We start from the raw sequence: 26,296 nt of genomic DNA, 5'->3' as shown, positions 1-26,296 counted from the left end.
CGCTTCTGCCGCGCTCCAGATGGTCATGCGCAGGTTGACGGCATCCTGTGCGTTGGCGATGCCGCTGCAGGCGAGCGGCAAGGCGAGCGCAAGCGCCGCCATTGCCGATTTCAGTGTCCTGTTCTTGTTCATTCCCGTTCCTCCTCCAAAGATGGGTTGCGCAGATGGGTGCTCAGTAGGCTGAGATGACCGGCCAGCGGATTTCGATGCCTTCTCGAACAAGTTCCTGCTGGAAGTCGCGAAGATGCACATCGTTTTCCTGGACCTGGTGGGGCTTCAGTCCCTTATCGAGGCAGTGGGCCGCGAGCATGCCCGCCGCTTCGCCGATGTTCCATTCGACCGGATGCAAGCGGTAGCAACCGTTGGTGATATGGGTGGTGCCGATATTCTTGCCGGCCGCAATGAGGTTCGTCATGCGCTGCGGCAGCAGCGCGCCAAGCGGGATTTCGAACGGGCAGGACGGCACGTCGACATAGTTGTCGCCGCCGGTCGAGGGGTGCAGGTCGATGCGGTACATGCCGATGCCGACGCTGTCGCGATAATTCACCGCCCCTTTTTCGCCGCGCACCGCATGGGAGAGATCCTGCTCGGTGATACGGGTGACGGGCTTGATGCGGCGGCTTTCCCGGATATAGGGCGCCATCGCGAGGCCATGTTCGGTGCCGGTGATGTCGCCGCGAAGCCTCAAGCCCCGGTAACCCTGGCCGCCATCGATGCGTGGCGCCTCGGTTTGCAGCCAGTAGAAGACCGAATAGGAAAGATCGGCGGCCGCCTTCAGATGCCTCGCCTTGTCTTGCTCGGAGACGTCGATGATCGTTCCGTCCATGTAGTCGATCATCGGCCAGTTCACGAAGCAGATGTCGGACTGGTAAAAGCCAGGCTCAAAATTGCGCCGTGCCGCGATGCGGCGGAAGAGCCAGAGGTTCTCATCGCCGCCACCCTTGCGCTGATCGGCATCGACGAGCAGTGGATTGTCGTCGACATTTGGCGTGAAGCTGCGCGTGGTGGATTCCAGCGTGCGCGGGTGCGGCGCGGTGAAGCCGAGCAGTGGTCCGCCCCAGAAATGCGGCTGGTATTTGCGCCAATAGTCGTAATTGTCAGGCTTGTCGATCGTCTGATCGCCGTCAACGCAATCGACTGCAAAGCAGATCGAAACTGCCTGAACATTGTCGGGCTGCGCTTCGGAGGGAGCGTTCGGCTCGCCGGTATCGGACTGCGCCTCGAAGCCTTTCACATAATCCGTGCCGGTCATCGGCAGCAGATCGCCGAGTTCGGTGGCGTCAAGGATGTAATCGGCCGAGATGACGAGCTCGCGGTCGGTATCGCGATGGCGGACGGTGACGGAGCGCACGCTGTCGCCGTCGACATCGGCAGCGACGGGACGATAGGGCTGCAGGACCCTGAGCCGGCCGGCGCCGCGATAGGGCATCAGCATCGCTTCCATGACCGCCAGGCTGACGCGCGGCTCGGCGCAGATGCGGCTTACCCAGCCGCCGCCGGGATTGAGATCGCCCCAGGCGCGGGCACCTTCGGTCAGCGGATAGTTGTCGCGATAATATTGCCGCACGCCGTTGCGCAGTCTGCGATAGGAGCGCGTGATGCCGAATTGCTCGACCCAGCTATGTTCGTCGGAAGGCACGCCCTGGCTGGTCGACTGGCCGCCGATCCATTCGAATTCCTCGGTCATGATGACGCTCTTGCCCGCCCGGCATGCGCCAAGCGCCGCCGCGACGCCGCCGAGGCCGCCACCCACCACCAGAATATCCGCTCGCATCTCTTTTGCCGCCATGTCCATCACTATCAGGTCCGTTTCTTTGCTGGTCCGAGGGTTTCGCCCTCGACAGGTTCGCAGGTCAGAAGAATTTGTTCGATGGGCGCGGCGGCCTCGATGCGGCGCACCAGCATGGCGGTCGCCTGCCGCCCCATTTCCTCGCGAGGAATATCGAAGGAGGTGAACCGCACATGGCTGCGCTCGGCCCGTACATGGCTGCCGAGCACCACGGCCGACAAGTCGCCAGGAATGGACAGGCCGCGCTCGCGCGCTGCCGCTTCGACACGCACCGCATCGGCCAATTCGACGAAGAAGACGGCGGTCGCGCCGCTTGCGACGATCGCGTCGAGCGTGTCGGCCGCGCCTCGGCCGACCTCATCAACATGGAGAACCAGTTCGGCGCCCCCGGTGATTGCGCCTGAAAATCCGCGCCAACGGTCAACGATAGATTCAGCCGAGCCGCTTGGGCCGACGAAAGCCAGCCGGTCATGGCCGAGTGCGCGCGCCTTTTCGACCAGCGCCCGCGTACCGCTGGCGTAATCGCCGCCGACGTAGGGAACGGGTCCGCCTGCGTCCTCACGTCGGCCGATCGCCACGAAGGGATAATCGCCAGTCACCAGCCGCTTGAGCTCGGCCCGATCGAATTCGCGGCCGAGGACGAGGCAGCCGTCGGCGATCCGCAGCCGGTTACCGTCGGCAAAAATCTTGCGCTCCCGGCCGACGCCGGCACCGGTCAGGAGGAGCAGGTCATAATTCTGCGCCTGCGCCTCTTCCTCGATGCCGAGCAGGAAGGGTGCAAAAAAGTCCGCCTGCTCGCTTGGAAAGGCCGGCTCGTAGGTGAAGACGCCGAGGATGCGATTGAGACCCTTGGCCATCCGCCGGGCGATCGGATCGGCCACATATCCCGTGGTGCGGATGACCTGCTGGACGCGCTCGCGGGTCTCCTTCGGAATACGCGCCAAAGCCGTCGGCGCACCGTTCAGCACAAGCGAAACGGTTGCCTGACTGACGCCGGCCAGTTTCGCAATATCGTGCTGCGTCAAGCGCTTAGTGCCTGCCACACCGGTTCCTCCCGATCACCTCTTGACTGCTAATGCGTATTAGCAGCTAATACGTATAAACAAGATTTACCGAGCAACTGTCAAGCGCGAAAATGTGAGATGATCGATGCCATTCGCAGAGCATTTGAAATTGCTGGGGATTTCCGGGACCCGCCTCTTCGGCGACAGCATCACCGCAGGACTCAACGCCAGCCAGCCGCATCTTGCCTGGCCGGCATTGTTTGCGGCTGAGGTCGATGGATTACCCCTCCGCAATCACGCAATCCCGGGGACAGTGCTGCAGGCATCGCTGCTTGCCGACGGCAAAGCTCGACCGGGAAACGGCGCTGAACGCTTCGCCGGGGCGCTGCTCGACGGCCCGCATAGCGACGCGATCCTCATCCTCTACGGCTATAACGACGCGCGCTATGCGGCCGCGCCGGAGAGCATGAACGCGAAGAACTTCAGTCGTGACTATGCTAATATGCTGGAGAAACTGATCGAGGCAGGCCACGCGAAACGGCTTGCGATCGGCAGTCCGCCTTATATTCCAGATGGCGGCTTTTCAGTTGGAAGCACCGGCTTCACCGGCCAGACACGCCAGGGCTTTGAAGTCTACGTCCGAACCGTGCGAGAACTGGCGCAACGTTTTCGCGTCTTCTACGCTCCTGTCTATGAACGGATGAAAGCATATGGCGATGGGCCACTGGCCTCGCCTGATTTCACACATCCCAACGATGCCGGTCATCGTGTCATCTATGAAGCGTTCAGAGATGCCGTCGTTCATGAGAAATTGGACTAGGCTTTTTTACACATCGAGGCGACTTTGGATCGCGCGTGACACCGCAGAGCAAAGCTTCCCCCGATCCGCCATTTCGGGGCGATCCGCATCAACTCACATAGCACGGCCGAGCAACCCTAACGGGTCATAGTGTGATAGGCCCGCGCAACGACCGCACCCCATCGCCGGAACTCAGGTGATAGTGATGGCTGATGCGCACAGCGACCGGCGGATGACCGGCCGCTTGCGTCCTGCTCTCAACGCGCGCTGTATTTCGCGTCGAGCTCATCGATTGCGGAGACATTACCGGCCGAACGGCCGTTTTCGTCGAATGTCTGAGCGAGGAATGCGTCGGCGATCGACTTAGCGAGCTCAGTTCCGATGACGCGAGCACCCATCGTGATGATCTGCGCGTTGTTGGAAAGAGCGGCACGTTCGGCCGAATAGGTGTCGTGCGTCAGAGCGGCACGGATGCCGGGCACTTTATTGGCCGAGATGCAGACGCCGATGCCGGTGCCGCAGACCAGGATGGCCTTGTCATAGGTGCCATCGATCACGCCCGAGGCAACACGATCCGAAAGGTTGGCATAGAACGGGTCGAGCCCGTCATTGATGCGTGACACTTCATGGACGTCGAAACGGCCCTTGAGGTGTTCGGCGAGCACCTTGGCGAGACCTTCGCCGGCGCTGTCTCCAGCAATTGCAAGCTTCATCGTTTTTCTCCTTGGAGTTTGGCGGCGCATTTCGAAAGGATGTCGAGATAGCCCTCGACATTCCAGGCGGAACGGCCGATGAAGAGCCCGTCGATATGCGGGCTCGAAATCAGTTCCTCGCAGTTCTGCGGATTGACCGACCCGCCGTAAAGGCAGGGGATTTTCCGCCCGAGCGCCGCTTCGGCGACTGCGATAATTTCGGCCTGGCGCGCATCGGCATAATCCGCCGTTGCCGGAATGCCTTTTTCGCCGATCGCCCATACGGGCTCGTAGGCTAGGAGGATTTCCGCCGATTTCTGTACGTCGGAAAGCTTCGAAAGCGCCCCACGCACCTGGATTGCAAGGATTTCGGCAGCTTTTCCGCTCTCCCGGTCGGCAAGGGTTTCGCCGATGCAGATCAGCGGGATCAGACCGTGGCGAACCGCTGCCTCCGTCTTCAGCCCGACCGTCTCATCCGTCTCTCCGAAAAACTCGCGGCGCTCGGAATGCCCAAGCTCGACGATATCGAGATCGCAATCCTTCAGCATCAAGGGGGAAACCTCGCCCGTCCAGGCGCCCTCGTCCGCCCAATGCATGTTCTGCGCTCCGACCTTGACGGAGGTCTTTGCAAGCATGCGCTTGACCTCTCGCACGGCGGTAAACGACGGGATCACGAAGCGCTGGATGATGGAATCGCGCGCGGCATCGGCCGCCTCGAGCCCGCGGGCGAAATGCTCGGCCTGCTCGAGCGTCTTGTTCATCTTCCAGCTGGTGCCAATCCAGAAGCGCGGTTTCTCAGTCATGCCTGATCCTGTGCCGGAGCGATGGTGAGCTTGATGCCCGCCCGATCGAATTCGTCGAGGATAGCGGCCGCCGGCGCGCTATCAGTGATAATAGTGTCGAAATCGGCGAGATCCGCCATGACATGCAACGCCGTGTGGCCGATGCGCTGGTGGTTGACCAGCAGGCAGCTTCTGGCCGAAGACGAGATCATCGCCCGCTTGGCGCGAACGACATTGTCGTCCATGTGGTAGGCGAGCCCGCCGCTGACCGCCGGCGTCGAGATGAAAGCGATATCGGCTCTCAGGCGCGACAGCGCTTCTTCGGTAACGACGCCGAAATAGGCGTTGAATTTTGCGGAATAGATGCCCCCGAGCGCAATCAGCGTTATGCCGTTTTCGCCCTTCAACCGCTCCATGATCGCTGCATTGTTGGTGATCACCGTCAGCGGGCGTTTCTGCAGCAACATCTCACCGAAAACTGCTGCCATCGAGCCGTCGTTGACCATGATCGTCATGCCGGGCTCGACCATGAACAGCGCTTCCTGCGCCATGGCAACCTTGGCCTCACCACCCTGACGTTCGCGAATGCGAAAATCGCTCTCGAACTGTGTTCCCGCGTCAATCGTGGCGCCACCGCGCACCTTGCGCAGCACACCTGCCTGTTCGAGGTCGTCGAGGTCGCGATGAATGGTCATCTTCGAGACGGAAAAGCGCTCGGCAAGATCGTCCACATCGACGGTCTTATCCTCGACGAGCAGATTGACGATCAGTTGCTGGCGCTCTTCTCGTTTCATACGTCTCAATCCCAGTTAAATAACAATATAACATCTGCAATGTGAATTTTCAACATAATTAGGTGTGATTATGAGCCAAAATATGTGGCTACCATCAATCCAGGAGCGCTTGCGCGGTCCGTTCATCAGTAATGAGCCCGTGAAGGCGGCGGCTTCGCAGGATGGCTCGTATGGCGGCCACCTTGGCCTGTCCGCCTGCCAGGGCCACGAGGCGCTCCTTCTTCGTCGTCGGGAAAGATGCCGAAAGGGTTCGTCCGGTCAGTGCCGTATCGAGGATCTGCCCATCTGCATTGAAAAAGTGACCCAGGATTTCGCCGACGCCGCCGGYGGCGGCGATGTCCTCGATCTCACCCGGCTCGACCAGGCCGGAGAGCACAAGCTGGGCCTCGGCATCTACCGTCCCCAAGCCGACGAGCTTCAGGTCGGCGTCATTGGCGAGATCGAACACTTCCTTGACGCCGCGTTGCGCTCTCAGCACCTCCCGGTCCTCGGCGGTGTTGGCGAAGAAGGGAACCGGCATGACATAGGCATGTGTGCCGGTCTTTTCCGCGATACGGTGCATGACGTCATAGGGATTGGCGCCGTAGTTTCGCGTGAGGCCGCCAAGCAGCGAAACGAAGCGCATATCCTTGGCAGTCGTCCGCGGCATATATTGAACGGCAGCCGAAAGCGTGCGGCCGTGGCCAAGACCAATGACTGCGTGGTCACCGTGTTCGATTTCGCGCTTCAGATAGCCAGCGCCTGCATGACCGAGCGCGCGTAGCGGCAGGCCCTCTTCGCCAAGATCGGGCGCGACCTCGCAATATTGCAGTCCGAAGCGCTCGACGAGACGCGCCTCCAGTTCGACGCATTCGACGATATCGCCGTCGATCGTGACCTTGACGACGCCATCGGCGACGRCCCGCGCGATCAGCCGATGCGCCTTGACCGAGGGAATGCCGAGGCGCCGGGCAACGTCAGACTGCGTCAGTCCGCCGGCGTAATGAAGCCAGGCGGCCCGCACTGCAAGCGTATCATCAGCATCCGTCATCGCCGCACCTTTCCCATTTCTTCGCCGGCGATTCCGCCCGATAACAACCAGCCTTTGTAAATCGCCGGATCATATCTTCAAGTCTGCGGCGCCCGTGTCGATATGCGGCGCCCAGAAGGCGACGCTTTCAGCAATCTGCGCGATAACTTCGCGATCGTTCGGCTCACGTTCCTTGAAGGAAAGCTCGAGGCAGATCTCATTGTCATCGGCCCCGCCTGTCGCGAAAGCGTCCAACAGCGGAGCGGGTTGAATTCGGCCCTTGGCATTGAATTCGGCGGTGAACGGCCGGTGACCGCCTTTGTCCATCAAGCTCTGCTTGATATGGATGATCGGTGATAGCTTCGGCACGGCCCGCGCCCAGGCATAGGGATCGAAGTCGTTGGGATTGGCGGAAGTGACGTCGCCATGGTCGATATCCGCCATCATCCACATCGGCACCGCCATATCGGCGGCAGTCAGTCGAGCCTGCAGCGAAAGGCAGGATTCGATCGTGTCGCCGAATTCGCGGCCGATGCTCATCGGCTCCCAGAAGACGTAGGAAAGACCCGCAGCCTTGGCATGCTCTGCGACTTCGCACCAGCAGTCGATAGCGATCTTGATCAGTTCCTCGCGCCGGTTCGCGTCGTCGAAGTCTCTGTAGGTGAAGATTGCAAACTGCGTTCCGACGGAATGCCCGCCGAGATCGGCGGTAATGTCCGCGAAGGTCTTGAACCAATCCACGTAATAGCGGCGCACCTCGGCATCCGGATGCCCGAAATGGTTTAACCGTCCATAAGGTCCGGTCATGCCCGAGGTGACGCGAACGCCGGTGCGCGCCAACGCCGCCTTCATCTGGCGGGTCAGGCGGCGGATGACCGGTGCCTGCCAACTCGGGTTGATGAATTCATGGGTCAGCTGGAGATCACGGATGCGCAGGTCTCGCGCCACCGTCTCGATCAGGTCGTCCGGATCGGCAAAACGGTTCACCAGCGGATTGGTATTCAGCGAAAGCGTCAGCGGCATCAAGGCCTCCTCAGGCGGCGGCAAGATGGGATGAAGCAAACCAGTCGGCAAAGGCTGCCCGCTCCGCCTCGCTCAGGTGAAGGTAATGCTTGGTGCGGCGATAGAGGATGTCCTCGGCCGTCTCGGCCCATTCGGTGGCGACGAGGTAACGGACTTCCGCCTCGTAAAGCTGCCCGCCGAAATGGTGTCCGAGGCCTTGCAGGTCCGTTGCCTTGGCAACCAGGTTCTTCGTGCGCGTGCCATAGAGACGGCCATAGTGATGGACGAGTTTTCGCGGCATCCAGGGATAGGTGTCACGCAGGCTGTTGGCGAAGGTCTCGTAGTCGGCATTGGGCATCTCTCCACCCGGCAGCGGTGCCTTTTCCGTCCAGTCGCCACCCATGTTCGGGAAAACGTGCCTGAGGCGTTGCATGCCACGTTCGGCAAGCTCCCGGAAGGTGGTGATCTTGCCGCCGAAGACATTGAGAAGCGGCGCTCCACCGGTTTCGTCAAGGTCGAACACGTAGTCGCGGGTCACCGCCGACGGATTGCCCTTGCCGTCGTCAAACAGCGGGCGCACGCCAGAAAAACTGTGCAGCACGTCCTGGCGGCGCAGCTTCTCCTTGAAATAGCGGTTTACCGCCTTCAGCAGATATTCGATTTCCGCCTCGTCGGCCGCCACATCCTCGGCCCGGCCTTCATAGGCGATATCCGTCGTACCGATCAGCGCCTTATCGCCTTCATAAGGGTTGATGAAGATGACACGCTTGTCGTGGTTCTGAACCAGATAGGCATTGGAGCCAGCCCAGAACTTCGGCACGATGATATGGCTGCCCTTGACGAGGCGCACATTGCGGCTGGAATTGGAGCCGGCGACACGGTTGATGATATCGGTTACCCAGGGGCCGGCGCAATTGACGAGACATTTGGCACGAAACGTCCGCGTCTCGCCGCTCGTGCTGCTTTTCGTCGTGATCGTCCATTGGCCGTTTTCCCGGCGCGCGGAGATCGCCGGCGAGCGGGTGAGCACCAGGGCCCCCTTCTCCGCCGCGCTCACCGCATTCAAGGTGACTAGGCGGGCATCATCCACCCAGCAATCCGAATATTCGAAACCGCGGGTATATTGATCGAGTATGGGCGTGCCTTCTGGATCGCGCAGCAGATTGAGCGTGCGGGTGCCCGGCAGCTTCTTGCGACCGCCGAGATGATCGTAAAGGAAGAGGCCAAGCCGCACGAGCCAGGCGGGGCGATCCTCGGGACTGTGCGGCAGCACGAAACGCATCGGCCAGATGATGTGCGGTGCGGCGGTGAGCAGCACCTCGCGTTCGATCAGCGCCTCCCGCACGAGACGGAACTCGTAATATTCCAGATAGCGAAGGCCGCCATGCACGAGCTTGCCCGAGCGCGAGGAGGTGCCCTGTGCCAAATCGTCCTTCTCGCACAATGCGACTTTCAGGCCGCGCCCGGCGGCGTCGCGGGCAATTCCCGCTCCGTTGATGCCGCCGCCGATGACGAAAAGATCCAGGATTTCGGGTTCGGTCATGTCATGCTCCCTCGGATGCCTATTGCATCAGCGATTCATTTTGTGGGCGGCATCGCCGCGGCTCTGGCCAGTGTTTCCCAGGCGGCGGGCATGGCCTTTCGGATATCGGCATAGGCGGAATAAAGCAGGTCGAAGCGGGAAGCTTCCTCCCGGATCGGCTCTTCGGCGTCGCCGAGCAGCGGCGTTACCCAGTCGGCGATGCAGTCATCCATTGTTTTGTAGGCGCCGATCGCCACAGCAGCCATCATGGCTGCACCTGCCGCTCCGGTCTCTTCACGGCGGGACAGCCGGATCGGCACCTTCAGTGAGGCGGCCAGGGAGCGGCGAAGCGCACTCGAGCGCACCGCGCCGCCGGTGACGCGCAACTCTTCCGGCATATCGCCCATGGCGGCGTAACAATCGCGCGTCGCGAGCGCCAGCCCTTCGACTACCGCGCGAACGAGGTCTGGAAACCCGTGGCGAACCGAAAGACCAGAAAAGCCCGCCCGGGCCTGCGCATTGACGAAGGGGCCGCGCTCTCCGGCCTCGGAAATATAGGGATGATAGACGACCGAACCCGGCTGGCTTTCGGAAAACCAGCGGTCGATCCGTCCGACGAGCTCGGCATGAGTGACAGGCTTTCCGGCCTCCGCCATCAGATAGGCAGCCATCTCCAGCAGCCAGTCGATGTTGATCGTCGCACCCATATTGGTCTGCACCTGGGTAACGGTACCCGGGATCGGCAGGGCAATGACGTAGCCCGTGCCCTCGCGGTTGAGATGGACGTCAGCCACCGGCTTTGCACGCAGATGCACGCCGGTCGAACCGATCGTCGAACAGGCAGCGTTGCGTCCACCGCTGCGAACACCGGCGCCGAGCGCCGTCATCACCATGTCGACATAACCGAGACTGACCGGCGTACCGGCCAGCAGGCCGCAGGCCTGCGCCGCTTCCGCCGTCAGCGGATGGCTGATTTCTGTTCCATCGACAATATCGGGCAGAAGCGCGCGGCGATGCGTCAACCCGAGCGCGTCAATGGTGACAGCCGAATATCGCCGTGTCCTGAAATCACCGAAGGTGAAGCTTGCCTCCGAAGGGTCTGTCGCCCGCACACCGGTAAGATTGAGGTAGAGCCAGTCCTTGCAGTGCAGCGCCGTTTCCGCCCGGTCCAGAAGCTCCGGCACTACCCGATCCATGTGAGCGAGCTGCGCGCCCTGCTGGCAGGTATTTAGTCCCGTGCCGGTCTGTTCGAAACGCGCCCTGTCCGTTTCCTGGCCGGCAAGTGAAACCACGGTCGGCGCGGCGCGGGCATCAAGCCAAAGCCAGGCATCAGCGACAGGCTGATTTCCGGAGCCGACCAACCATGTTCCATCGCCCTGCCCCGTCACCGCAATTGCGGCGGTGCGCGATGCAAGATCTTCAAGCTTCTCGCCCAGCCCGCGAAGCGCACCGACGCAATCCTGCCAGGTCTGGGCGAGCGATTGCGTAGCCGAGCCATCGGCGCCGCTTGAATATTTGTTGCGAACGGATGCGGCGGCGATCTGACGGCCGGAAAGGTCGAAGGCGACCGCCTTGATGACCGATGTTCCCGCATCGATGCCGATGATGACCTGGTGGCTAACGTCCATCGCAGATTATCCGGCAACGTCGAGCGTCGCGAGGGGCAAAACGCGCGTCGATTTCATGTCTCATATCCTCCCGGTCGGTACAGCCAGCAAAGGGCACAGGCGACCACATTTCGAATCCACGGGCAAGTTCGCCGGCGCATAGTCGCGCCCCGCGGGATCTTGAGATCCGATGCTTTTCGAAAGCTCCATGGGCTCATCAAAAAGATAACACAAAGATATCATTGCGCCAGTAAGATTTTTCTCGCAATGAAATTTTTTTCAGATAAAATTGAACCCACGGATGCGATGCGCGGCGATCGCGGACTGGCCCCTTTCCAGCGGCGGCCACGCGCTACCGGCACCCGCTTCGAATTATTTTATCATTTTAAATCAATTATCTAGTTCAATATATTGGAATGGGCGCATGCCTCCTCACTTGGAGCGCGCGCTCAAGATCGCGTTCTTTTCCATTCCAATAAGCAGGCTGTTAGCCACACATTGTCGGCATGAGAGCAGAAAACACCTGTTGACAGACGAACGATTTGATAACATGATTTTTGGCATAAACACCATTTACCTATCACGCAGGCATCCCTGCTGAAAGGAATTGCGGTCCAGGCGATTGGAGGAGACAAGCGCCGGTCCGGCATGAAGGAGGTTCGGATGCGCATTTTTTTCGCTCATCATCACGCCGCTGGCGTGAATCGGCCTGACAGGCTTTCGCATTGCAATGCGGTTTTCGAAGCGTGCCGTCTTCGATGAAGCAGCCGTGAGGCTTTCGCCATTTTCCCCCTTTTTGACATAAATCCGACCAGCCGCAGAGGTCGCCAGCAATGAACACCCAGCCCGCTCACGCAGCATCCGCGCCAGGCAAAGGCAATTTGAAGATCATCGTCAGCGCCGTTGCGGCAATCGTGGTCATCGGCGCAATCGCGCTCGACACCAAGGTCGTCAAGATCGGCTCAGCGAGTGATGTAAGGCAGCAGGTCTTTTCTCCGGAAACCTTCGGCGCCGAGCAGTTTCCGCAGATCCAGGCGGATGTCGAGAAGAGAGCCGTGGCTGCATCTGAGCTGGCAACGGCGATCGTGGCGGACAAGAAGGCTGCCGGCGAGAAATATGGCGTTGCCACGAGCACCGGTCCGGTCTTGCCCGTGACGCTGACCGGCACCTTCGGCGCGCGCAAATCCAATACCAATGAAATGAAGATCGACGGCTTGCCTCCCGAGACGGTGGTCCGTGTCCAGACCGGTCCTGCGGTCAATGGCACGGACCTCCGCGATGCCACGGGCACGATCCAATTCGGCCAGTTCACCAATCAGATTCAGTATCAGGACGCCGGGTCGGCCATCAACAACGAGATGAAGAAAGCCGTATTCGCCGGTCTCGATCCGGACCAGCTCGATGGCAAGACGGCAACCGTCGTCGGCGTGTTCAAGCTGATCAACCCGAAAAACTGGCTCGTAACTCCGGTCAAGGTCGACGTCAAATGAGCGAGGCAATCTCCACATCCGAAGCCCCTGGCGAGGTGGTTCTGGCTGCCCGCAACATCGCCAAATCCTATGGCAATGTGCATGCTCTCAAGGGCGTCAATTTCGATATCCATCGCGGACAGGTGACGACGCTCTTCGGCGAGAACGGGGCGGGCAAGTCGACGCTGATGAAGATCCTTTCGGGCGTCGTCCAACCGACGTCGGGCGCGATCGTTCTCGACGGCGCGCCGATCAGTTTCAGCTCCTCGACCCATGCGCGCGAATGCGGCATCTCGATCATTCACCAGGAGCTCAGCCTCGCACCCAATCTCAGCGTGCGCGACAACATCTTCATGGGCCGCGAGATCATCAAAGGCGGCGTGGTCGATTTTGCGGAAGAAGAGCGCCAGACGCGCATCTTGATGGAAGAACTCGAAGAAGAGATCGATCCGCTGACAAAGGTGGAGGATCTGCGTCTCGGCCAGCAGCAGATCGTCGAAATTGCCCGGGCGCTATCTGTCAATTCGCGTATCCTGATCATGGATGAGCCGACCTCGGCGCTCAGCGCCACCGAAGTCGAAGTGCTTTTCAAAGTCATCCACGATCTGACCGATCGCGGCGTGTCGATCGTCTACATCTCGCATCACCTTGAAGAAGCGCTGCAGATCACCAACCACGCCGTCGTCCTGCGCGATGGCACCATGACAGCCTATGCGCAACGCAAGGACATCGATCTCGAATGGATCGTCCGCAACATGGTGGGCGACAATTTCGATCTCGGCAACCCGCCCGAAGGCTATGAATTCGGCAAGGCTGCGCTATCGATCGACAATCTGACGGTTCCCGGCCCCTCCGGGTCGAACTTCAATTCCGTCGATCGCCTGTCGCTTGACGTGCGCGCCGGAGAGGTTGTCTGCATCTACGGCCTGATGGGCGCCGGACGCACCGAGCTTCTGGAATGCGTAGCCGGACGGTTGCGCGCAAGCGGCGGAAGCATTCGGCTCGAAGGACGGGATGTCGGGCACTTGAGCATCGCCGGGCGCATCGCAAGCGGCCTGGTGCTGGTGCCCGAGGATCGTCAACGCGACGGCCTCGTCCAGACGATGACGGTCGGCTCCAACCTGTCGCTCGCCAGCATCGGCGCATTCACGAAGGGGCTCTTCACATCCGGGCGTCGCGAGCGCGAACTTGTCGATGCCTCCATCCGCAAGGTGCACGTCAAGACCGATGGGGGAGAAGCTCCAATCGGTTCGCTGTCTGGCGGCAATCAGCAAAAGGTGGTCATCGGAAAGATGCTGGCGACCGAACCCAAGGTCATTCTTCTCGACGAACCGAGCCGCGGTATCGACATCGGCGCCAAGGCGGAGGTCTTCAAGCTGCTCGCCGAACGCGCCAGGCAGGGCCTTGCCGTCGTCTATTCGACCTCCGAAGTCAACGAATGCCTGAGCATTGCGCACCGCATCATCGTCATGCATCGCGGCCGAATCTCCGCCGAATTCGGTGCTGACGTCACCAAGGAAAAGATCATGGCCGCCTCCGGCGAAGCCACGGTCGCGCACTAGCCCGGAACTATGGAGCACTGATTATGTCAGTCACTGATATCGCAGAAAAGAAAACAGTTTCCAACGGGCAGAAGCGCAACACCAATTTCGTGCGGCTGATCCTGGAAGGCCGCGCCTTCTTCGCGCTGATCGTCATCATCGCGGTCTTCTCCTTCCTGTCACCCTATTACTTCAGCCTGAGCAACTTCCTGACGATGGCCTCGCATGTTGCCATCTTCGGCATCCTGGCGATCGGCATGCTGCTGGTGATCCTGAATGGTGGCATCGATCTTTCGGTCGGCTCGACGCTCGGGCTTGCCGGCTGCATTGCCGGCTTCCTCATGCAGGGCGTGACGCTGAGTTCGTTCGGCGTCATTCTTTATCCGCCGGTCTGGGCCGTGGTGGTGATCACCTGCGCTGTCGGCGCCGTCGTCGGCGCGGTCAATGGCGTGCTGGTCGCCTACTTGAAGGTTCCGGCCTTCGTCGCCTCGCTTGGCGTGCTCTATGTCGCCCGCGGCATTGCCCTGCTGATGACCAATGGCCTGACCTACAACAATCTCGGCGGCCGCCCGGAGCTTGGCAATACCGGCTTCGACTGGCTCGGCTTCAATCGTCTCGCGGGCATTCCGATCGGCGTCATCGTGCTCGCCGTGCTCGCGATCATCTGCGGCATCGTCTTGAGCCGCACGGCTTTCGGCCGCTGGCTTTACGCCTCTGGCGGCAACGAGCGCGCAGCCGATCTCTCGGGCGTGCCGGTCAAGCGCGTCAAGGTCATCGTCTACGTCCTTTCGGGCGTCTGCGCGGCAATTGCCGGTCTGGTCCTGTCGTCGCAGCTGACCTCTGCCGGTCCGACGGCGGGCACGACCTACGAATTGACGGCGATCGCAGCCGTCGTCATCGGCGGCGCGGCGCTGACGGGCGGTCGCGGCACGGTGCGCGGAACGATGCTCGGCGCCTTCGTCATTGGCTTCCTGTCCGACGGCCTCGTCATCATCGGCGTCTCGGCTTACTGGCAAACCGTATTCACGGGCGCAGTCATCGTCCTCGCAGTCCTCATGAACAGCATCCAATACGGGCGCCGGACAAAATCGTCCTGACGTCCGCAGCAGAACTTGTCCACGACGGCGGCTGGGTCTCCAAAAGTCGATCGCGGAAAGCACCGCCGGTTTCCGGCAGCATCTGAACTCACAAATGGGAGAGAGACTATGTTTAAAAAAGGCATGCGCATTCTTCTGGCAGCCGCGGCTGTCGCCCCGATCCTCGTCAGCTCCGCCTGGGCAGCAGGCCAGATGACGATCATCGTCAACGATCCGTCCAACCCCTACTGGCTGACGGAGGGCAACGTCGCCAAGGCGACGGCCGAAAAGCTCGGCTACACCGCCTCGGTCAGTGCGCATAAGGGCGACACCAACACCGAAAGCAACCTGATCGACACGGCCATCACCAACAAGTCGGTTGCCATCATCCTCGATCCGGCCAATGCCGATGGCTCGGTCGGCGCGATCAAGAAGGCGGTTGCCGCCGGTATCCCGGTCATTCTCGTCAATGCCGAAATCAACCAGGAAGGCCTCGCCAAGGCGCAGCTCGTTTCGAACAACGCCCAGGGCGCCGCGATCGGCGCGCAGCAGTGGGTCGAAGCGGTAGGCGACAAGGGCAAGTATGCCGAACTCTTGGGCGCACCGTCTGACAACAACGCCGCCACGCGCTCCAACGGCTACGAAACCGTCCTGACACAGTATCCCGATCTTCAGAAGGTCGCCAAGGAAGTCGCCAACTGGGATCGCACCCAGGGTCACAACAAGATGCAGTCCATGCTGCAGGCCAACCCTGACATTATCGGCGTAATCTCCGGCAATGACGAAATGGCGCTCGGCGCCATCGCAGCGCTGAAAGAAGCCGGCAAGCTCGCCAATATCAAGGTCGGCGGTTTCGACGGCTCGCCGGATGCGGTCGCAGCGATCAAGGCAGGCGAGTTACAGTACACCGTCCTGCAGCCCGTTGCCGTCTTCTCCGAAGAGGCCGTAAAGCAGGCTGACAGCGTCATCAAGACGGGCAGCACCGGCGCCAAGAGTGAAAAGCAGCTGTTCGATTGCCTGCTGATCACCAAGGACAATATCGACAAGTATACCGGCCCGTTCGTTCTGGCCCAGTAGTGAAAACGAGGGCGCCCAACCCGGGCGCCCTCCTCGACCCTTTCAATCGCATCAAGCCGCTTTCGCCTTCTTTGCCTTGGCATGGCAATCACGATACGAAGCCGAGGTATCGAATTCAGCGACAAGGGTGACCCGTGACACAGAAGACCAATCAGGGCGATGAACTGTTGGACGAACTGACCAGCGACAGCCGCCAGACACGCCAGGTCGCGCGCCGACGCATGATCGCGGAGGCCGTGATGAGCGAGGGTTCGATGCGGATCGAGGATTTGACAGATCGTTTCGGCATCAGCCTGATGACGGCGCACCGCGATGTGGATGAACTCGTCAGCCGCGGCATCTTCAGGAAGACCCGCGGCATCGTCACTGCGGCGGCCACCAATCTCATCGAATCCAGCGATGTTTACCGCTCCAGCCGGCAGGCGCTGGAAAAGAAAGTGATCGCCGAGGCGGCGATGCAGTTCGTCGAACCGGGACAGGCGATCTTTTTCGACGATTCGACGACCGTATTGCAGATGGCTTCGCATCTTTCTTCCAAGGTGCCGATCACCGCCATCACCAATTCACTGACGCTGATGAATGCGCTGACCGGCATGCACGATGTCACCCTGCTGGCACTTGGTGGCCAGTACTACAATTGGTGCAATGCCTTCATGGGGCGCATGACTATCAAGGAGATCAACGGTTTGCGGGCTGACGTCGCCTTTATCTCCATGTCCGCCATCAACGACGGCATCGTGCTGCATCAGTCGCCCGAGACCGTCGATACGAAGCGCGCCATGTTCGACTGTTCCGTCAAACGCATCCTGCTTGCCGACCACACCAAGTTCGAACGGCGCGCGCTTCACAGCTTCGCGGCGCTCGACGAATTCGACGTCGTCATCGTCGACGACAAGACCCTGCCCATGCACATCGACCGGATGCGCTCCAAGGATATCAACGTCGTCGTTGCCAGGACCGGCAACGGGCGCGCGTGACCGGATCGCCCGGTCGCGATAGAAAGGTGAATGCGCATGCCGAGTCTGCTCGGGATCGATAGTGGCCTAACTGTCACGAAGGCCGTCATTTTCGATATCGACGGCACGCCCATCGCCGTCGCCCGGCGACGCGTTAGCCAGCTCATCCCCAGGCCGCGCTTCGTGGAACGGGACATGCGCGAATTGTGGACCGCGACGGCCGAGGCGATCCGCGAGGCGATCGTCCTCAGTGGCCGTCCGGCAAGCGATATCCAGGCTGTGGCCGCAACGGCGCATGGCGATGGCATTTACGTGCTGGATCAATCGCAGGAGCCGCTTGGCAACGGCATCGTATCGCTGGACAGCCGCGCGGGTGATATCGTCGATCAATGGACGAAGGATGGGGTCGCCGACGAGGCGATTGCGCTTACAGGTCAGGTGCCGCATGTCTCCGCCCCGTCGGCACTGCTGGCCTGGATCCGGGACCACGAGCCGGAACGGTTCGAACGGATCGGCCACCTCATGAGCTGCAAAGACTGGCTGCGATTTTGCCTGACCGGCACCATCGGTACCGATCGCACCGAAGCGAGCACTTCGTTCACCGACGTGAAGACACAAGACTATAGCGAGAACGCCCTGCGCCTGTTCGGTTTGCAGGCGCTTGTAAGAGCTCTGCCGCCCGCCGCCCGCTCGGATGAGATCGTCGGACGAATTACAGCCGATGCGGCGCGCTTGACGGGCCTCGTGGAAGGCACGCCCGTGGCTGCCGGATTGCACGATGTGACCGCCTCGGCGCTCGGTGCGGGTGGTTATGCCGATGGTGTCGTTGCCGTCATTGCCGGAACCTATTCGATCAATGAGACGCTGTCTTTCGAACCGCGCGTCGATCGGCGCTGGTTTTGCCGCAATGGGATTGCGCCGGGCGTCTGGAACAGCATGTCGATTTCGCCCGCATCGAGCGCCAATTACGAGTGGTTCATCGAAAAGCTGTGCGGCCGCGAATGGGCGGACTGCGAAGCCAAGGGTACGTCCATTCACACTCTGCTGGCATCCGAGATCGACGCGGCTTTTGACCGCCCGTCGCCGGTGCTTTTCCACCCCTATCTCTTCGGCTCTCCTTATGGCGCATCGGCAAGCGCAAGCTTCTTCGGGCTTGGCGGCTGGCATGACCGCGGCGACATGCTGCGGGCGGTCATGGAGGGCATTGCGTTCAACCATCGTATCCATATCGATGCCCTGCGCGACGGCTTTGTCTTCCAGGAGGCGCGACTTGCCGGCGGCGTGTCGCGCAACCCCGCGGTCGCGCAGATGTTTGCCGACGTGCTCGCAATGCCGGTGACGGTGACCGGCACCGATGAAGCGGCCGCCTGGGGGGCGGCGCTTTGCGCCGGCGCGAGCACCGGTATCTACCCGGACCCACAAAGCGCTCCAACGAAAGACAAGCAAGGCAAGACCTGCAGCCCGGATCCCTCCCGCAGCCGCGACTATGAAAGACGCTACCGGCTTTTCCTGGAAGTTGCGGAAGTTATGAAGCCGCTTTGGCCAAAGATCGCCGGCCTTGCGCAGGACAGCGCGGCAGAGGCCGCAGTTTAGGACGACAGCACCATGACCCTCGACACGCTTGAGCATAGCCCGGACACCCGCGAGAACGACGTTGATGTCGTGATCCTTGGAGCAGGCATCAATGGCGCCGGCCTGTTTCGTGACCTTGCGCTGCAGGGCGTCAATTGCATGATCGTCGATAAATCGGACTTCGGTTCCGGCACGAGCGCGGCGCCGTCTCGCCTCATCCACGGCGGACTGAAATATTTGGAAACCGGAGAATTCGGCCTGGTTGCCCAATCGACTCTGGAGCGCAATCTGCTTTTGAAAAACGCACCGCATTGCGTCGAACCGCTTCCCACATTCATTCCGGTCTTCTCCTGGACACGCGGCATTTGGGCCGCGCTGCGAACGTTGCTCGGCTCCAAGACCGCGCCCCGCAGCCGCGGAGCCGTTCTCATCAAGATCGGTCTTTCCCTTTACGACTTCTTCGGCTCGCGTGATCGCATGATGCCGCGGCATCGGCTGATCTTGAAAAAGAAGGCCCGGCAGGAAATGCCACATGTGACGTCGGCAATCGTTGCCGGCGGGATCTACTATGATGCGAAAATCAGCCGACCGGAGCGCCTCGTCTACGAACTCGTCAAGGATGGGCTGGAGGCGAACCCGCGTTGTGTCGCCGCAAATTTCGCCACGCTGACCGCTTGCACAGAAGGACGCCTGAGCTTTCGAAAGGAAGACGGAGAGGAACTCTCAGTACGCCCCAGGCTCGTCGTGAACGCAGCAGGCCCGTGGATTGATCATGTCAATGAAGCGCTCGGCGCCCCCTCGCATCTGATCGGCGGCACGAAGGGCTCGCATATCCTGATCGATCATCCCGAACTGGTGCGCAGCCTGAACGGCCATATGATCTATTTTGAAGCCGATGACGGCCGCATCTGCCTGGTCTACGGCTATCTGGGGCTGGCGCTCGTCGGCTCGACGGATATCCCGAGCCGGGATCCCGACACTGTGCGCTGCGAGGAACCCGAAATCGATTATTTCCTCCAGAGCCTGCGATCGCTGCTTCCGACATTGCGCTTCGATCGCGACCAGATCGTCTATACCTACAGCGGCATCCGGCCGCTTCCCGCCTCCGACGGAACAGCGCCGGGCCTGATCAGCCGCGACCATTCGGCCCCCATCATCGAAGCGGATGGCAAGCGGCCTTTTGCCATTATGTCCCTCGTCGGCGGCAAATGGACGACGTTTCGCGGTTTTGCCGAAGAGGCTGCCGACACCGTTCTTTCCCGATTGGAGCGCTCGCGCAAGCAATCGACCCGTTACATCCCGATCGGCGGTGGAAAGGCATTTCCGGCCGACGCGCAAGCGAGGCGGGTCTTCGTGGACAGGATCGCGGCGGCTGCAGGCATGACGGCCGCGCGCGCAGAACAGCTTTTGAACCGCTACGGGACGACCGCCGAGGCGGTGGCAATGTTCCCCTCCGATCATTCCGACGAGCGACGCCTATCGGGGGCCGAACACTTCAGTTTTCAGGAGATCGGCTGGATCGCGCGCAACGAGTTGGTGATCCACCTCGCCGATATCGTTCTGCGCCGCACGACGATCGCGATCGAGGGCCGGCTAACCTACGAAGGCTTGACGGATATTGCCGGCATCACCGCGAAAGCGCTCGGCTGGGATGCTCCGCGTGTCGAGTATGAGATCAATGACGTAGTTTCTCTGCTCAAGGCGTTTCACGGCCAGACACTGGCCGCCGGCAGGCCGGATATCGAGCCGGGAAAAAGCGCCCGCCCCCTCAGCCGATGAGATCTGAAGCATGTCGCACAAAAGTGTGCAGCAGTGTTGCGCAACATGAAGAAAACAGGACTTAAAGCGTGGCAGGCGGATCTGAAGATCGCGATACGCTTTAAGAGAAGACCGGATCGAGCGCGCCGGATGCGTAACGCTTCGCCATCGCCGAAACCGGAAGCGGCCTGATCCGGTCCGCCATGCCGGCCGTGCCGAACTGCTCGAAGCGCTCTCTGCAAAGCTTAGTCAGCGCCGCCATCGCCGGCTTCAGATATTTGCGTGGGTCGAATTCGCTCGGATCTTCCTGCAAGACCCGGCGGATTTGCCCGGTCATGGCCATCCGGCCGTCAGTGTCGATGTTCACCTTGCGAACGCCGTTCTTGATGCCGCGCTGGATTTCTTCGACTGGCACGCCCCATGTCGGTTCCATCCGACCGCCATATTTGTTGATGATCTCCTGAAGCTCGATAGGCACCGACGATGAGCCGTGCATGACCAGATGCGTGTTCGGCAGCTTGCGGTGGATCTCCTCGATGACATTCATCGCCAACACCGAACCATCTGGCTTGCGCGTAAATTTGTAGGCGCCGTGCGAGGTGCCCATGGCAATCGCCAGTGCATCGACCCGTGTCTCGCGCACGAATTTCACCGCCTCGTCCGGGTTGGTCAGCAGTTGGTCGTGAGACAGCTTGCCTTCGGCGCCGTGCCCATCTTCTGCCTCTCCCATGCCCGTCTCCAGAGAGCCAAGCACACCGAGTTCGCCTTCAACGGAAATACCGCCGAAATGCGCCATTTCGGTCACTCTCTTCGTCACGTCGACATTGTAATCCCAGTCGGCGGGTGTCTTCGCATCGGCTTTCAGCGAGCCATCCATCATGACAGAGGTAAAGCCCGCCTGGATAGCCGTCATGCAGCTCGCCTGATCGTTGCCATGGTCGAGATGCACGCAAACCGGGATATGCGGGTAGATTTCGACGACCGCATCCATCATGTGTTTAAGCATGATGTCATGGGCATAGGCGCGCGCGCCGCGCGATGCCTGCATGATGACGGGCGCGCGGACCGCATCTGCGGCTTCCATGATGGCGAGCGCCTGTTCCATATTATTGATATTGAATGCAGGAACGCCGTAGCCCTCCTCCGCCGCGTGATCCAGCAACTGCCTGAGCGTGATGCGCGCCATTGAACACTCTCCCCTCACACGTGAGACACGTCGAAATCGTTGGCTTCCGTCTTTGGAAGGATCGCACAATCACAAAATCGGAACAAGTATAAATCACAATATCACAAATCTGGTGATTCATTGTTCTTCATTTGCACGTTCGGTTCTGTGCCGGGCGAAAAACCGGGCTTATGAGTCGGCGTCTTTGAAGGCTTCAATCGATCCAGTCACTGTAACCGGTCTCAAGCGCCCTTTGGGCAAGCGACAGGACCGGCTCGTAGTCGGCATCCGTAAGGATCGCGACATCGACGAGGCCGAGAATGTCGCGCGCACGGGAAAGCGATGGTGCGGCGATCGCGGCGACAAGCGCCTCGCGCATCAAAGCAACATCCGCGTCCGAAACCTTTCCTCCGGTAATGAAAGGCAGACCTGGTGTTGCGGGTGTCTCGGCGAGGATGCGGATGCCTTCGATGCGAGTGGGTGTGAAACGCAGGAGATTGGCAAACGTGACGCAGTCGATTGCGGCGCAATCGGCCCTGCCGTCCGAGACAGCATCGATGCTCCCGCCATGGCTGCCGGTTTCGACAGTGCCACCGAAGAAGCGGCCACTACGGGCAAGCGGACCAGCTGCGGCTCGGAGCAGATTCGCCCCGGAATTGCTGTCGGGACTATTGATGGCGGCTATCGCACCGCTTAGGTCTTGCAGGGAAGCAAAACCAGAATCGCGGCGCACGACGACGAAGCTGCGCATCAGCGGTCCGTCGCAGCCGGGATGGGCGTAGACCGGTGTTGCAACGAGGCGCACCTTGCGACGCAATCGCTTCACATAGGGATAGCCGCAGGTCTGGGAAAAGAGCAGGTCCTCACGAAGCCAGGCCTCGTCGTAGGGGACAGTGACATCGAGGCTTTCGGGCAGATCCGAAAGCCTGGCCTGCGCAAGATGGTGCCGAAGGAACGACCAGAGTTCGGCGGTGGCGTCCGCAAGCGGTTGCGGCGTGACGTACATTGCAAGGCTGGCAAGATGCATGCTCTTTACTCGCCGTACTGTTCGCCGAGCAGGCGAGAGGCAAGGACGGCCACATCTTCACCGAGCGAACGATCCTCGGTCATGACCGGCGTGAGGCCTCGAACGAAGGCTTGAGTCTTTCTCGTCCCCTGTCCGCAGCGGTGGCCGGAGCGATGATCAACGGCCTGGGCTGCCGCCAGCATCTCGCAGGCAATGAGCAAGCGCCAAAGCTCCAACATCTCGCCGAGCTTGCGCACGGCAAGGGCCGATTGCGTTGCATGATCCTCGACCCCTTCCGACACGGCAAGGAAGTCGAGCATGACAGGATTGGCCTTGTGCCGGATATCGGCCATCAGCGCAGCAACCGTCTTCTGCATCGGCACGAACCCGGCCGATGGACCGCCGACCGGGGAGAGGTAGCGCGGCAAGCCGTTGCGGGGCGAGCCCGTCAGCTGAATGAATCGTGCGGCCGATGCCGCGGCGGCCTGAGCGACCGCGAGCCCGAGCGTTTCGAAGGCAAGCGAAAGCGCCGGCGTCTGGAAATTGCCTGAAGACAGCACCTGCTGTTCCTCCACCAGCACGACAGGATTGTCGGCGGCGGCATTCAGCTCGATCTCGACGGCCTCGACGGCCCTCGACAGCGCATCGGCAAGTGTTCCATGGATGGGTGCAAGGCAGCGCAGGCTAAGCGGATCCTGGATGGCGGCGCTCGCCTCGAAAAGGGTCGAGCCCTCGAGCATCTGCAGCAGTCGATGGGCCTCGTCTGCCTGGCCCACCGCTGGACGGGCGCGTTGTATGGCAGGCGACAGGATGAGCGGATTGCCGGCAAGGCCCTCAAAGCTCAAGGCAGCCGCCCGGCGCTGGGCATCGAGCAGTTGTTTGGCGTCGTATAGGACGAGGGCGCCCTGGCCGGCAGAGACCGCTGAAGCATTGAGAATCGATATGCCGTCCTTCGGCTGCAAGCTTGCAGGCACCAGGCCCGCAAGCTCAAGGGCTTCGTTCGCCGAATAGATGATGCCGCGATATTCGGCTTTTCCTTCGCCAACCAGGGCGCGAGCCATGGCAGACAGCAGGACAAGGTCACCCGCGCCAATTGAGCCGAGCGACGGCATGACCGGATGAACGCCGGCATTCAGCAAGGCAAGCAGCGCCTCGAAGACGGGCAGCGAAATACCGGAACCGCCGACAGCCAGCATCGAGAGCCTGACGGCGATGACCGCACGTGTCACATCGCGCGGCAGCGCTTCACCGACCGCCATGCCACGGCCGCGGATCAGTTGCAGTTGAAAGGCTTCGAAATCGCCAGTCACCGCTGTCTTCAGATTGGCGCCGAGCCCGGTGTTCATGCCGTAGATCTGCTGGCCGGCCGCTGCGGCACCTTCCAGGATGCGCCGCGCGGCAATCAATCGTTCACGGACTGCATCGGAAACCTCGACCAGCGCATCGCCGCGGGCGATCGCTGCGATGTCGGCAATGGTAACCCCGGAGCCGGTCAGCAGGATTTCCGTCATGCGAAGCGCAGCCTCTGGCCGATACCGGTCGAGCGGGCCTTCGAAAGCAGCGCGTGGCCAAGTGCGATGTCGCTGAGCGACAGGCCGCGATGCCAGAGCAGGATCGTCTCGTCATCGCTCTCACGGCCCGGCTTCAAGCCTGCAACGACCTGGCCGAGTTCAGCATGCAGCGTCTCCTCGGAAAGCCTGCCCGTCTCGACATGGGCGCGCAGCGAGCCGAATTTACCGGTCTTGCACTGACCCCAGTCATCGACGACGAGCTTGGCCATGATGTCGGTCAGCGACAGTTCAATGGCGCTCATCGTGCCGTAGGGCACGACGAAGGCACCCTTCTTGATCCACTCGGTCTTCAGAAGCGGTTCGGGCTGCGATAGCCGCGAGGCCTCGACGACGATATCGGCGCCCTCCACGCAATCGCGCCAGTTGTCGACCACTCTGATCTTCTTGCCGAGGTCGGCCTCCAGCTTGGCGCCGAAGGCATCGCGGCTTTCCGGCCGGCGCGAATGAACGCGAATCTCGTCGAAATCGAAGAGATGATCGAGCAGGCGGACATTCCAGTAGGCCGTGCCGCGCGCGCCGATATGGCCGAGCACCTTCGAGCCCTTCCGGGCGAGATGCCGGGCGCCGAGCGCGGTGACGGCGCCGGTGCGCATGTCGGTGATGACGGTTGCATCAAGGATCGCCTTCGGCACGCCGGTGCGCGGATCGAAGAGGTTGAGCACGCCGAATTCGGAGGGATAACCGAGCTTGTAGTTGTCGACATAGTCGCCGACGACCTTCACGCCGGCAAGGCCGAGCGGTGCCACATAGCCGCGCAACACGTTGAAATGGCCGTGAAAGCTTGCATCCGGCTCAAGATGAACGCGCGGTTCGATCACCGTCTGACCCCTGCCCTGGGCGGCCAGCGAGGTTTCGATCGCCGCCAGGATTTCATCGTTGGTCAGGTCAAGCGCCTCGATGTCGAAGGCGTTCAGATAGTCGATATAGATAGGGTCCATTGTCATCTCGTTTTATCGTTTAATCGGCGCGCTGAGGCCGAGGTTCTGGCGAAGCGTGCGGCCGTCATAATCTTCGCGGAAAAGGCCGCGGCGGCACAGTTCCGGCACCACGTGGGTGACAAAATCCTCGAGCCCCGAGGGAAAGAGCGGCGCCATGACGTTGAAGCCGTCGGCAGCACCTGCGGCAAAGCGTTCCTCCATCGCATCGGCGATCTGCGCCGGCGTGCCGGCAACCTGCCAGTGGCCGCGTGCGCCGGCGAAATGACGTGCGAGTTCGCGGATTGAAAGGTTCTCGCGCCTGCCGAGATCGATGATCAGCTGCTGGCGGCTCTGGATGAGGTTGGTCTGCGGCATGTCAGGCAGCGGCCCGTCGAGCGGATAGGCCGAGAGGTCCTGAATGCTGAGATAGCTTGCAAGCAGGGCGACGCCAACGGCGTCCGGGATGAGTTCCTGCAACGCGCGGTATTTTGCCTTCGCCTCGGGTTCCGTCGCGCCGACGATTGGCGATATGCCGGGCATGATCTTGATGTCGTCGGGTCTGCGCCCGTATTTGGCAAGGCGCGACTTCACATCCGCATAGTAAGCCTGTGCCTCGGCAAGCGTCTGAGAGGCGGCGAAGACCACGTCTGCCGTGCGGGCGGCAAGTTCCTTGCCAACGTCGGAGGCACCGGCCTGCACCATGATTGGCCGACCCTGCGCCGAACGCGGGCTTTCGAGCACGCCCTCTACAGTGAAATGCTTGCCACGATGATACACCGGATGAAGTCTGGCGCGATCGGCAAAGGCCGCTCCGCCCTGCGGCAGATAGGCCGCCTCCTCCACACCGTCCCAGAGCGCGAGTGCTGCATCGGCGAATTCCTCGGCGCGCTCGTAACGCTCGGAGTGCGGCCGAAGCCCGCTGCTTGCGAAATTCTCCGCTTCGAGCTCGCTTGCCGACGTGACGAGGTTCCACCCTGCCCTGCCGCCGCTTAACTGATCGAGCGAGGCGAAGGTGCGGGCAAGGCCGTAGGGTTCGTTATAGGTCGTCGATGCGGTCGCCACGAGGCCRATATGCGTGGTGTTGACGGCAAGGGCGGCAAGCAGGCTCAACGGCTCGAAAGCCGTCGAGCGCGCCGCCTGGCTTGCCATCTCGGGATTGCGCTCGCGGATGGCGGCGGCGTCCTCCAC

At 61.2% G+C, this 26,296-nt stretch carries 22 protein-coding genes; 8 read left to right on the top strand and 14 right to left on the bottom strand.

What is annotated here, in order from left to right:
• Positions 1–172: 172 nt before the first annotated feature.
• Both AC1D35_RS28950 and AC1D35_RS28945 read right to left on the bottom strand, forming a co-directional pair.
• Entirely contained in the window at positions 173–1,774 is a 1,602-nt protein-coding gene (locus tag AC1D35_RS28950) for an FAD-dependent oxidoreductase (RefSeq protein ID WP_113508145.1), read from the bottom strand.
• A gap of 26 nt (positions 1,775–1,800) precedes the next feature.
• Positions 1,801–2,832: a LacI family DNA-binding transcriptional regulator gene (locus AC1D35_RS28945; protein WP_477851977.1), complete on the bottom strand. Its 1,032-nt coding sequence runs from the start codon at positions 2,830–2,832 to the stop codon at positions 1,801–1,803.
• A gap of 106 nt (positions 2,833–2,938) precedes the next feature.
• Between AC1D35_RS28945 and AC1D35_RS28940 the strand changes: the two genes are divergently transcribed.
• Entirely contained in the window at positions 2,939–3,613 is a 675-nt protein-coding gene (locus tag AC1D35_RS28940) for an SGNH/GDSL hydrolase family protein (RefSeq protein ID WP_477851978.1), read from the top strand.
• Between the two features lie 236 nt (positions 3,614–3,849).
• Here AC1D35_RS28940 and derI read toward each other — a convergent pair whose 3' ends face one another.
• The 7 genes from derI to AC1D35_RS28905 all read right to left on the bottom strand — a co-directional run bounded on the left by derI (position 3,850) and on the right by AC1D35_RS28905 (position 11,021).
• A complete protein-coding gene (gene derI / locus AC1D35_RS28935) occupies positions 3,850–4,305 on the bottom strand; it encodes a D-erythrulose-4-phosphate isomerase (RefSeq protein WP_113298778.1) in 456 nt (151 codons plus the stop codon).
• Positions 4,302–5,087 carry a triose-phosphate isomerase gene (locus AC1D35_RS28930; RefSeq protein WP_477851979.1) on the bottom strand — a complete coding sequence of 262 codons (786 nt, stop codon included), beginning with the start codon at positions 5,085–5,087 and terminating at the stop codon, positions 4,302–4,304. The genes derI and AC1D35_RS28930 overlap by 4 nt, the downstream gene beginning before the upstream one ends.
• Complete coding sequence (locus AC1D35_RS28925) at positions 5,084–5,860, bottom strand: DeoR/GlpR family DNA-binding transcription regulator (protein ID WP_113308933.1); 777 nt, start codon at positions 5,858–5,860, stop codon at positions 5,084–5,086. The genes AC1D35_RS28930 and AC1D35_RS28925 overlap by 4 nt, the downstream gene beginning before the upstream one ends.
• A gap of 94 nt (positions 5,861–5,954) precedes the next feature.
• Positions 5,955–6,890 carry a sugar-binding transcriptional regulator gene (locus AC1D35_RS28920; RefSeq protein WP_477941361.1) on the bottom strand — a complete coding sequence of 312 codons (936 nt, stop codon included), beginning with the start codon at positions 6,888–6,890 and terminating at the stop codon, positions 5,955–5,957.
• 69 nt (positions 6,891–6,959) lie between these two features.
• Entirely contained in the window at positions 6,960–7,892 is a 933-nt protein-coding gene (locus AC1D35_RS28915; RefSeq protein WP_477851980.1) for a sugar phosphate isomerase/epimerase family protein, read from the bottom strand.
• Positions 7,893–7,902: 10 nt separating this feature from the next.
• The gene (locus AC1D35_RS28910; RefSeq protein WP_477851982.1) at positions 7,903–9,414 is read right to left on the bottom strand and encodes a glycerol-3-phosphate dehydrogenase; all 1,512 of its coding nucleotides are present in this window, start codon (positions 9,412–9,414) and stop codon (positions 7,903–7,905) included.
• A 35-nt stretch (positions 9,415–9,449) separates the two neighbouring features.
• On the bottom strand, positions 9,450–11,021 hold the full coding sequence (locus AC1D35_RS28905; RefSeq protein ID WP_477851984.1) for an FGGY family carbohydrate kinase: 1,572 nt from the start codon (positions 11,019–11,021) through the stop codon (positions 9,450–9,452).
• Positions 11,022–11,833: 812 nt separating this feature from the next.
• Here AC1D35_RS28905 and AC1D35_RS28900 point away from each other — a divergent pair.
• From AC1D35_RS28900 to AC1D35_RS28870, 7 genes are all read left to right on the top strand, one after another.
• Complete coding sequence (locus AC1D35_RS28900) at positions 11,834–12,490, top strand: DUF2291 domain-containing protein (RefSeq protein WP_113298771.1); 657 nt, start codon at positions 11,834–11,836, stop codon at positions 12,488–12,490.
• Complete coding sequence (locus AC1D35_RS28895) at positions 12,487–14,031, top strand: sugar ABC transporter ATP-binding protein (protein WP_113298770.1); 1,545 nt, start codon at positions 12,487–12,489, stop codon at positions 14,029–14,031. Before AC1D35_RS28900 ends, AC1D35_RS28895 begins: the two co-directional genes overlap by 4 nt.
• Before the next feature lie 23 nt (positions 14,032–14,054).
• A complete protein-coding gene (locus AC1D35_RS28890) occupies positions 14,055–15,107 on the top strand; it encodes an ABC transporter permease (protein WP_113298769.1) in 1,053 nt (350 codons plus the stop codon).
• A gap of 108 nt (positions 15,108–15,215) precedes the next feature.
• The gene (locus tag AC1D35_RS28885; RefSeq protein WP_113308928.1) at positions 15,216–16,163 is read left to right on the top strand and encodes a D-ribose ABC transporter substrate-binding protein; all 948 of its coding nucleotides are present in this window, start codon (positions 15,216–15,218) and stop codon (positions 16,161–16,163) included.
• Between the two features lie 134 nt (positions 16,164–16,297).
• Positions 16,298–17,140 (top strand): DeoR/GlpR family DNA-binding transcription regulator, encoded by an 843-nt coding sequence (locus tag AC1D35_RS28880; protein WP_113298767.1) that lies wholly within the window; start codon positions 16,298–16,300, stop codon positions 17,138–17,140.
• Positions 17,141–17,176: 36 nt separating this feature from the next.
• Positions 17,177–18,712 carry an FGGY-family carbohydrate kinase gene (locus tag AC1D35_RS28875; RefSeq protein WP_477851986.1) on the top strand — a complete coding sequence of 512 codons (1,536 nt, stop codon included), beginning with the start codon at positions 17,177–17,179 and terminating at the stop codon, positions 18,710–18,712.
• A gap of 12 nt (positions 18,713–18,724) precedes the next feature.
• Positions 18,725–20,470, top strand: a complete 1,746-nt coding sequence (locus AC1D35_RS28870) for a glycerol-3-phosphate dehydrogenase/oxidase (RefSeq protein ID WP_477851987.1) — start codon at positions 18,725–18,727, stop codon at positions 20,468–20,470.
• 100 nt (positions 20,471–20,570) lie between these two features.
• Here AC1D35_RS28870 and fba read toward each other — a convergent pair whose 3' ends face one another.
• From fba to AC1D35_RS28845, 5 genes are all read right to left on the bottom strand, one after another.
• Positions 20,571–21,635, bottom strand: coding sequence for a class II fructose-bisphosphate aldolase (fba, locus tag AC1D35_RS28865; protein ID WP_113298765.1), 1,065 nt, complete (start codon positions 21,633–21,635; stop codon positions 20,571–20,573).
• A gap of 193 nt (positions 21,636–21,828) precedes the next feature.
• Positions 21,829–22,641 (bottom strand): phosphate/phosphite/phosphonate ABC transporter substrate-binding protein, encoded by an 813-nt coding sequence (locus AC1D35_RS28860; RefSeq protein ID WP_477851989.1) that lies wholly within the window; start codon positions 22,639–22,641, stop codon positions 21,829–21,831.
• 5 nt (positions 22,642–22,646) lie between these two features.
• Positions 22,647–24,131, bottom strand: coding sequence for an HAL/PAL/TAL family ammonia-lyase (locus AC1D35_RS28855; RefSeq protein WP_477851991.1), 1,485 nt, complete (start codon positions 24,129–24,131; stop codon positions 22,647–22,649).
• The gene (locus AC1D35_RS28850; protein WP_477851993.1) at positions 24,128–25,129 is read right to left on the bottom strand and encodes an ornithine cyclodeaminase family protein; all 1,002 of its coding nucleotides are present in this window, start codon (positions 25,127–25,129) and stop codon (positions 24,128–24,130) included. Before AC1D35_RS28850 ends, AC1D35_RS28855 begins: the two co-directional genes overlap by 4 nt.
• 12 nt (positions 25,130–25,141) lie before the next feature.
• A partial coding sequence (locus AC1D35_RS28845; RefSeq protein ID WP_477941351.1) for an LLM class flavin-dependent oxidoreductase occupies positions 25,142–26,296 on the bottom strand: 1,155 nt, incomplete at its 5' end.

Source organism: Rhizobium sp. P1_E6 (assembly GCF_056405875.1).
The sequence above is the reverse complement of the archived record's forward strand: the minus strand, read 5'-3'. Positions and strand labels throughout refer to the sequence as shown.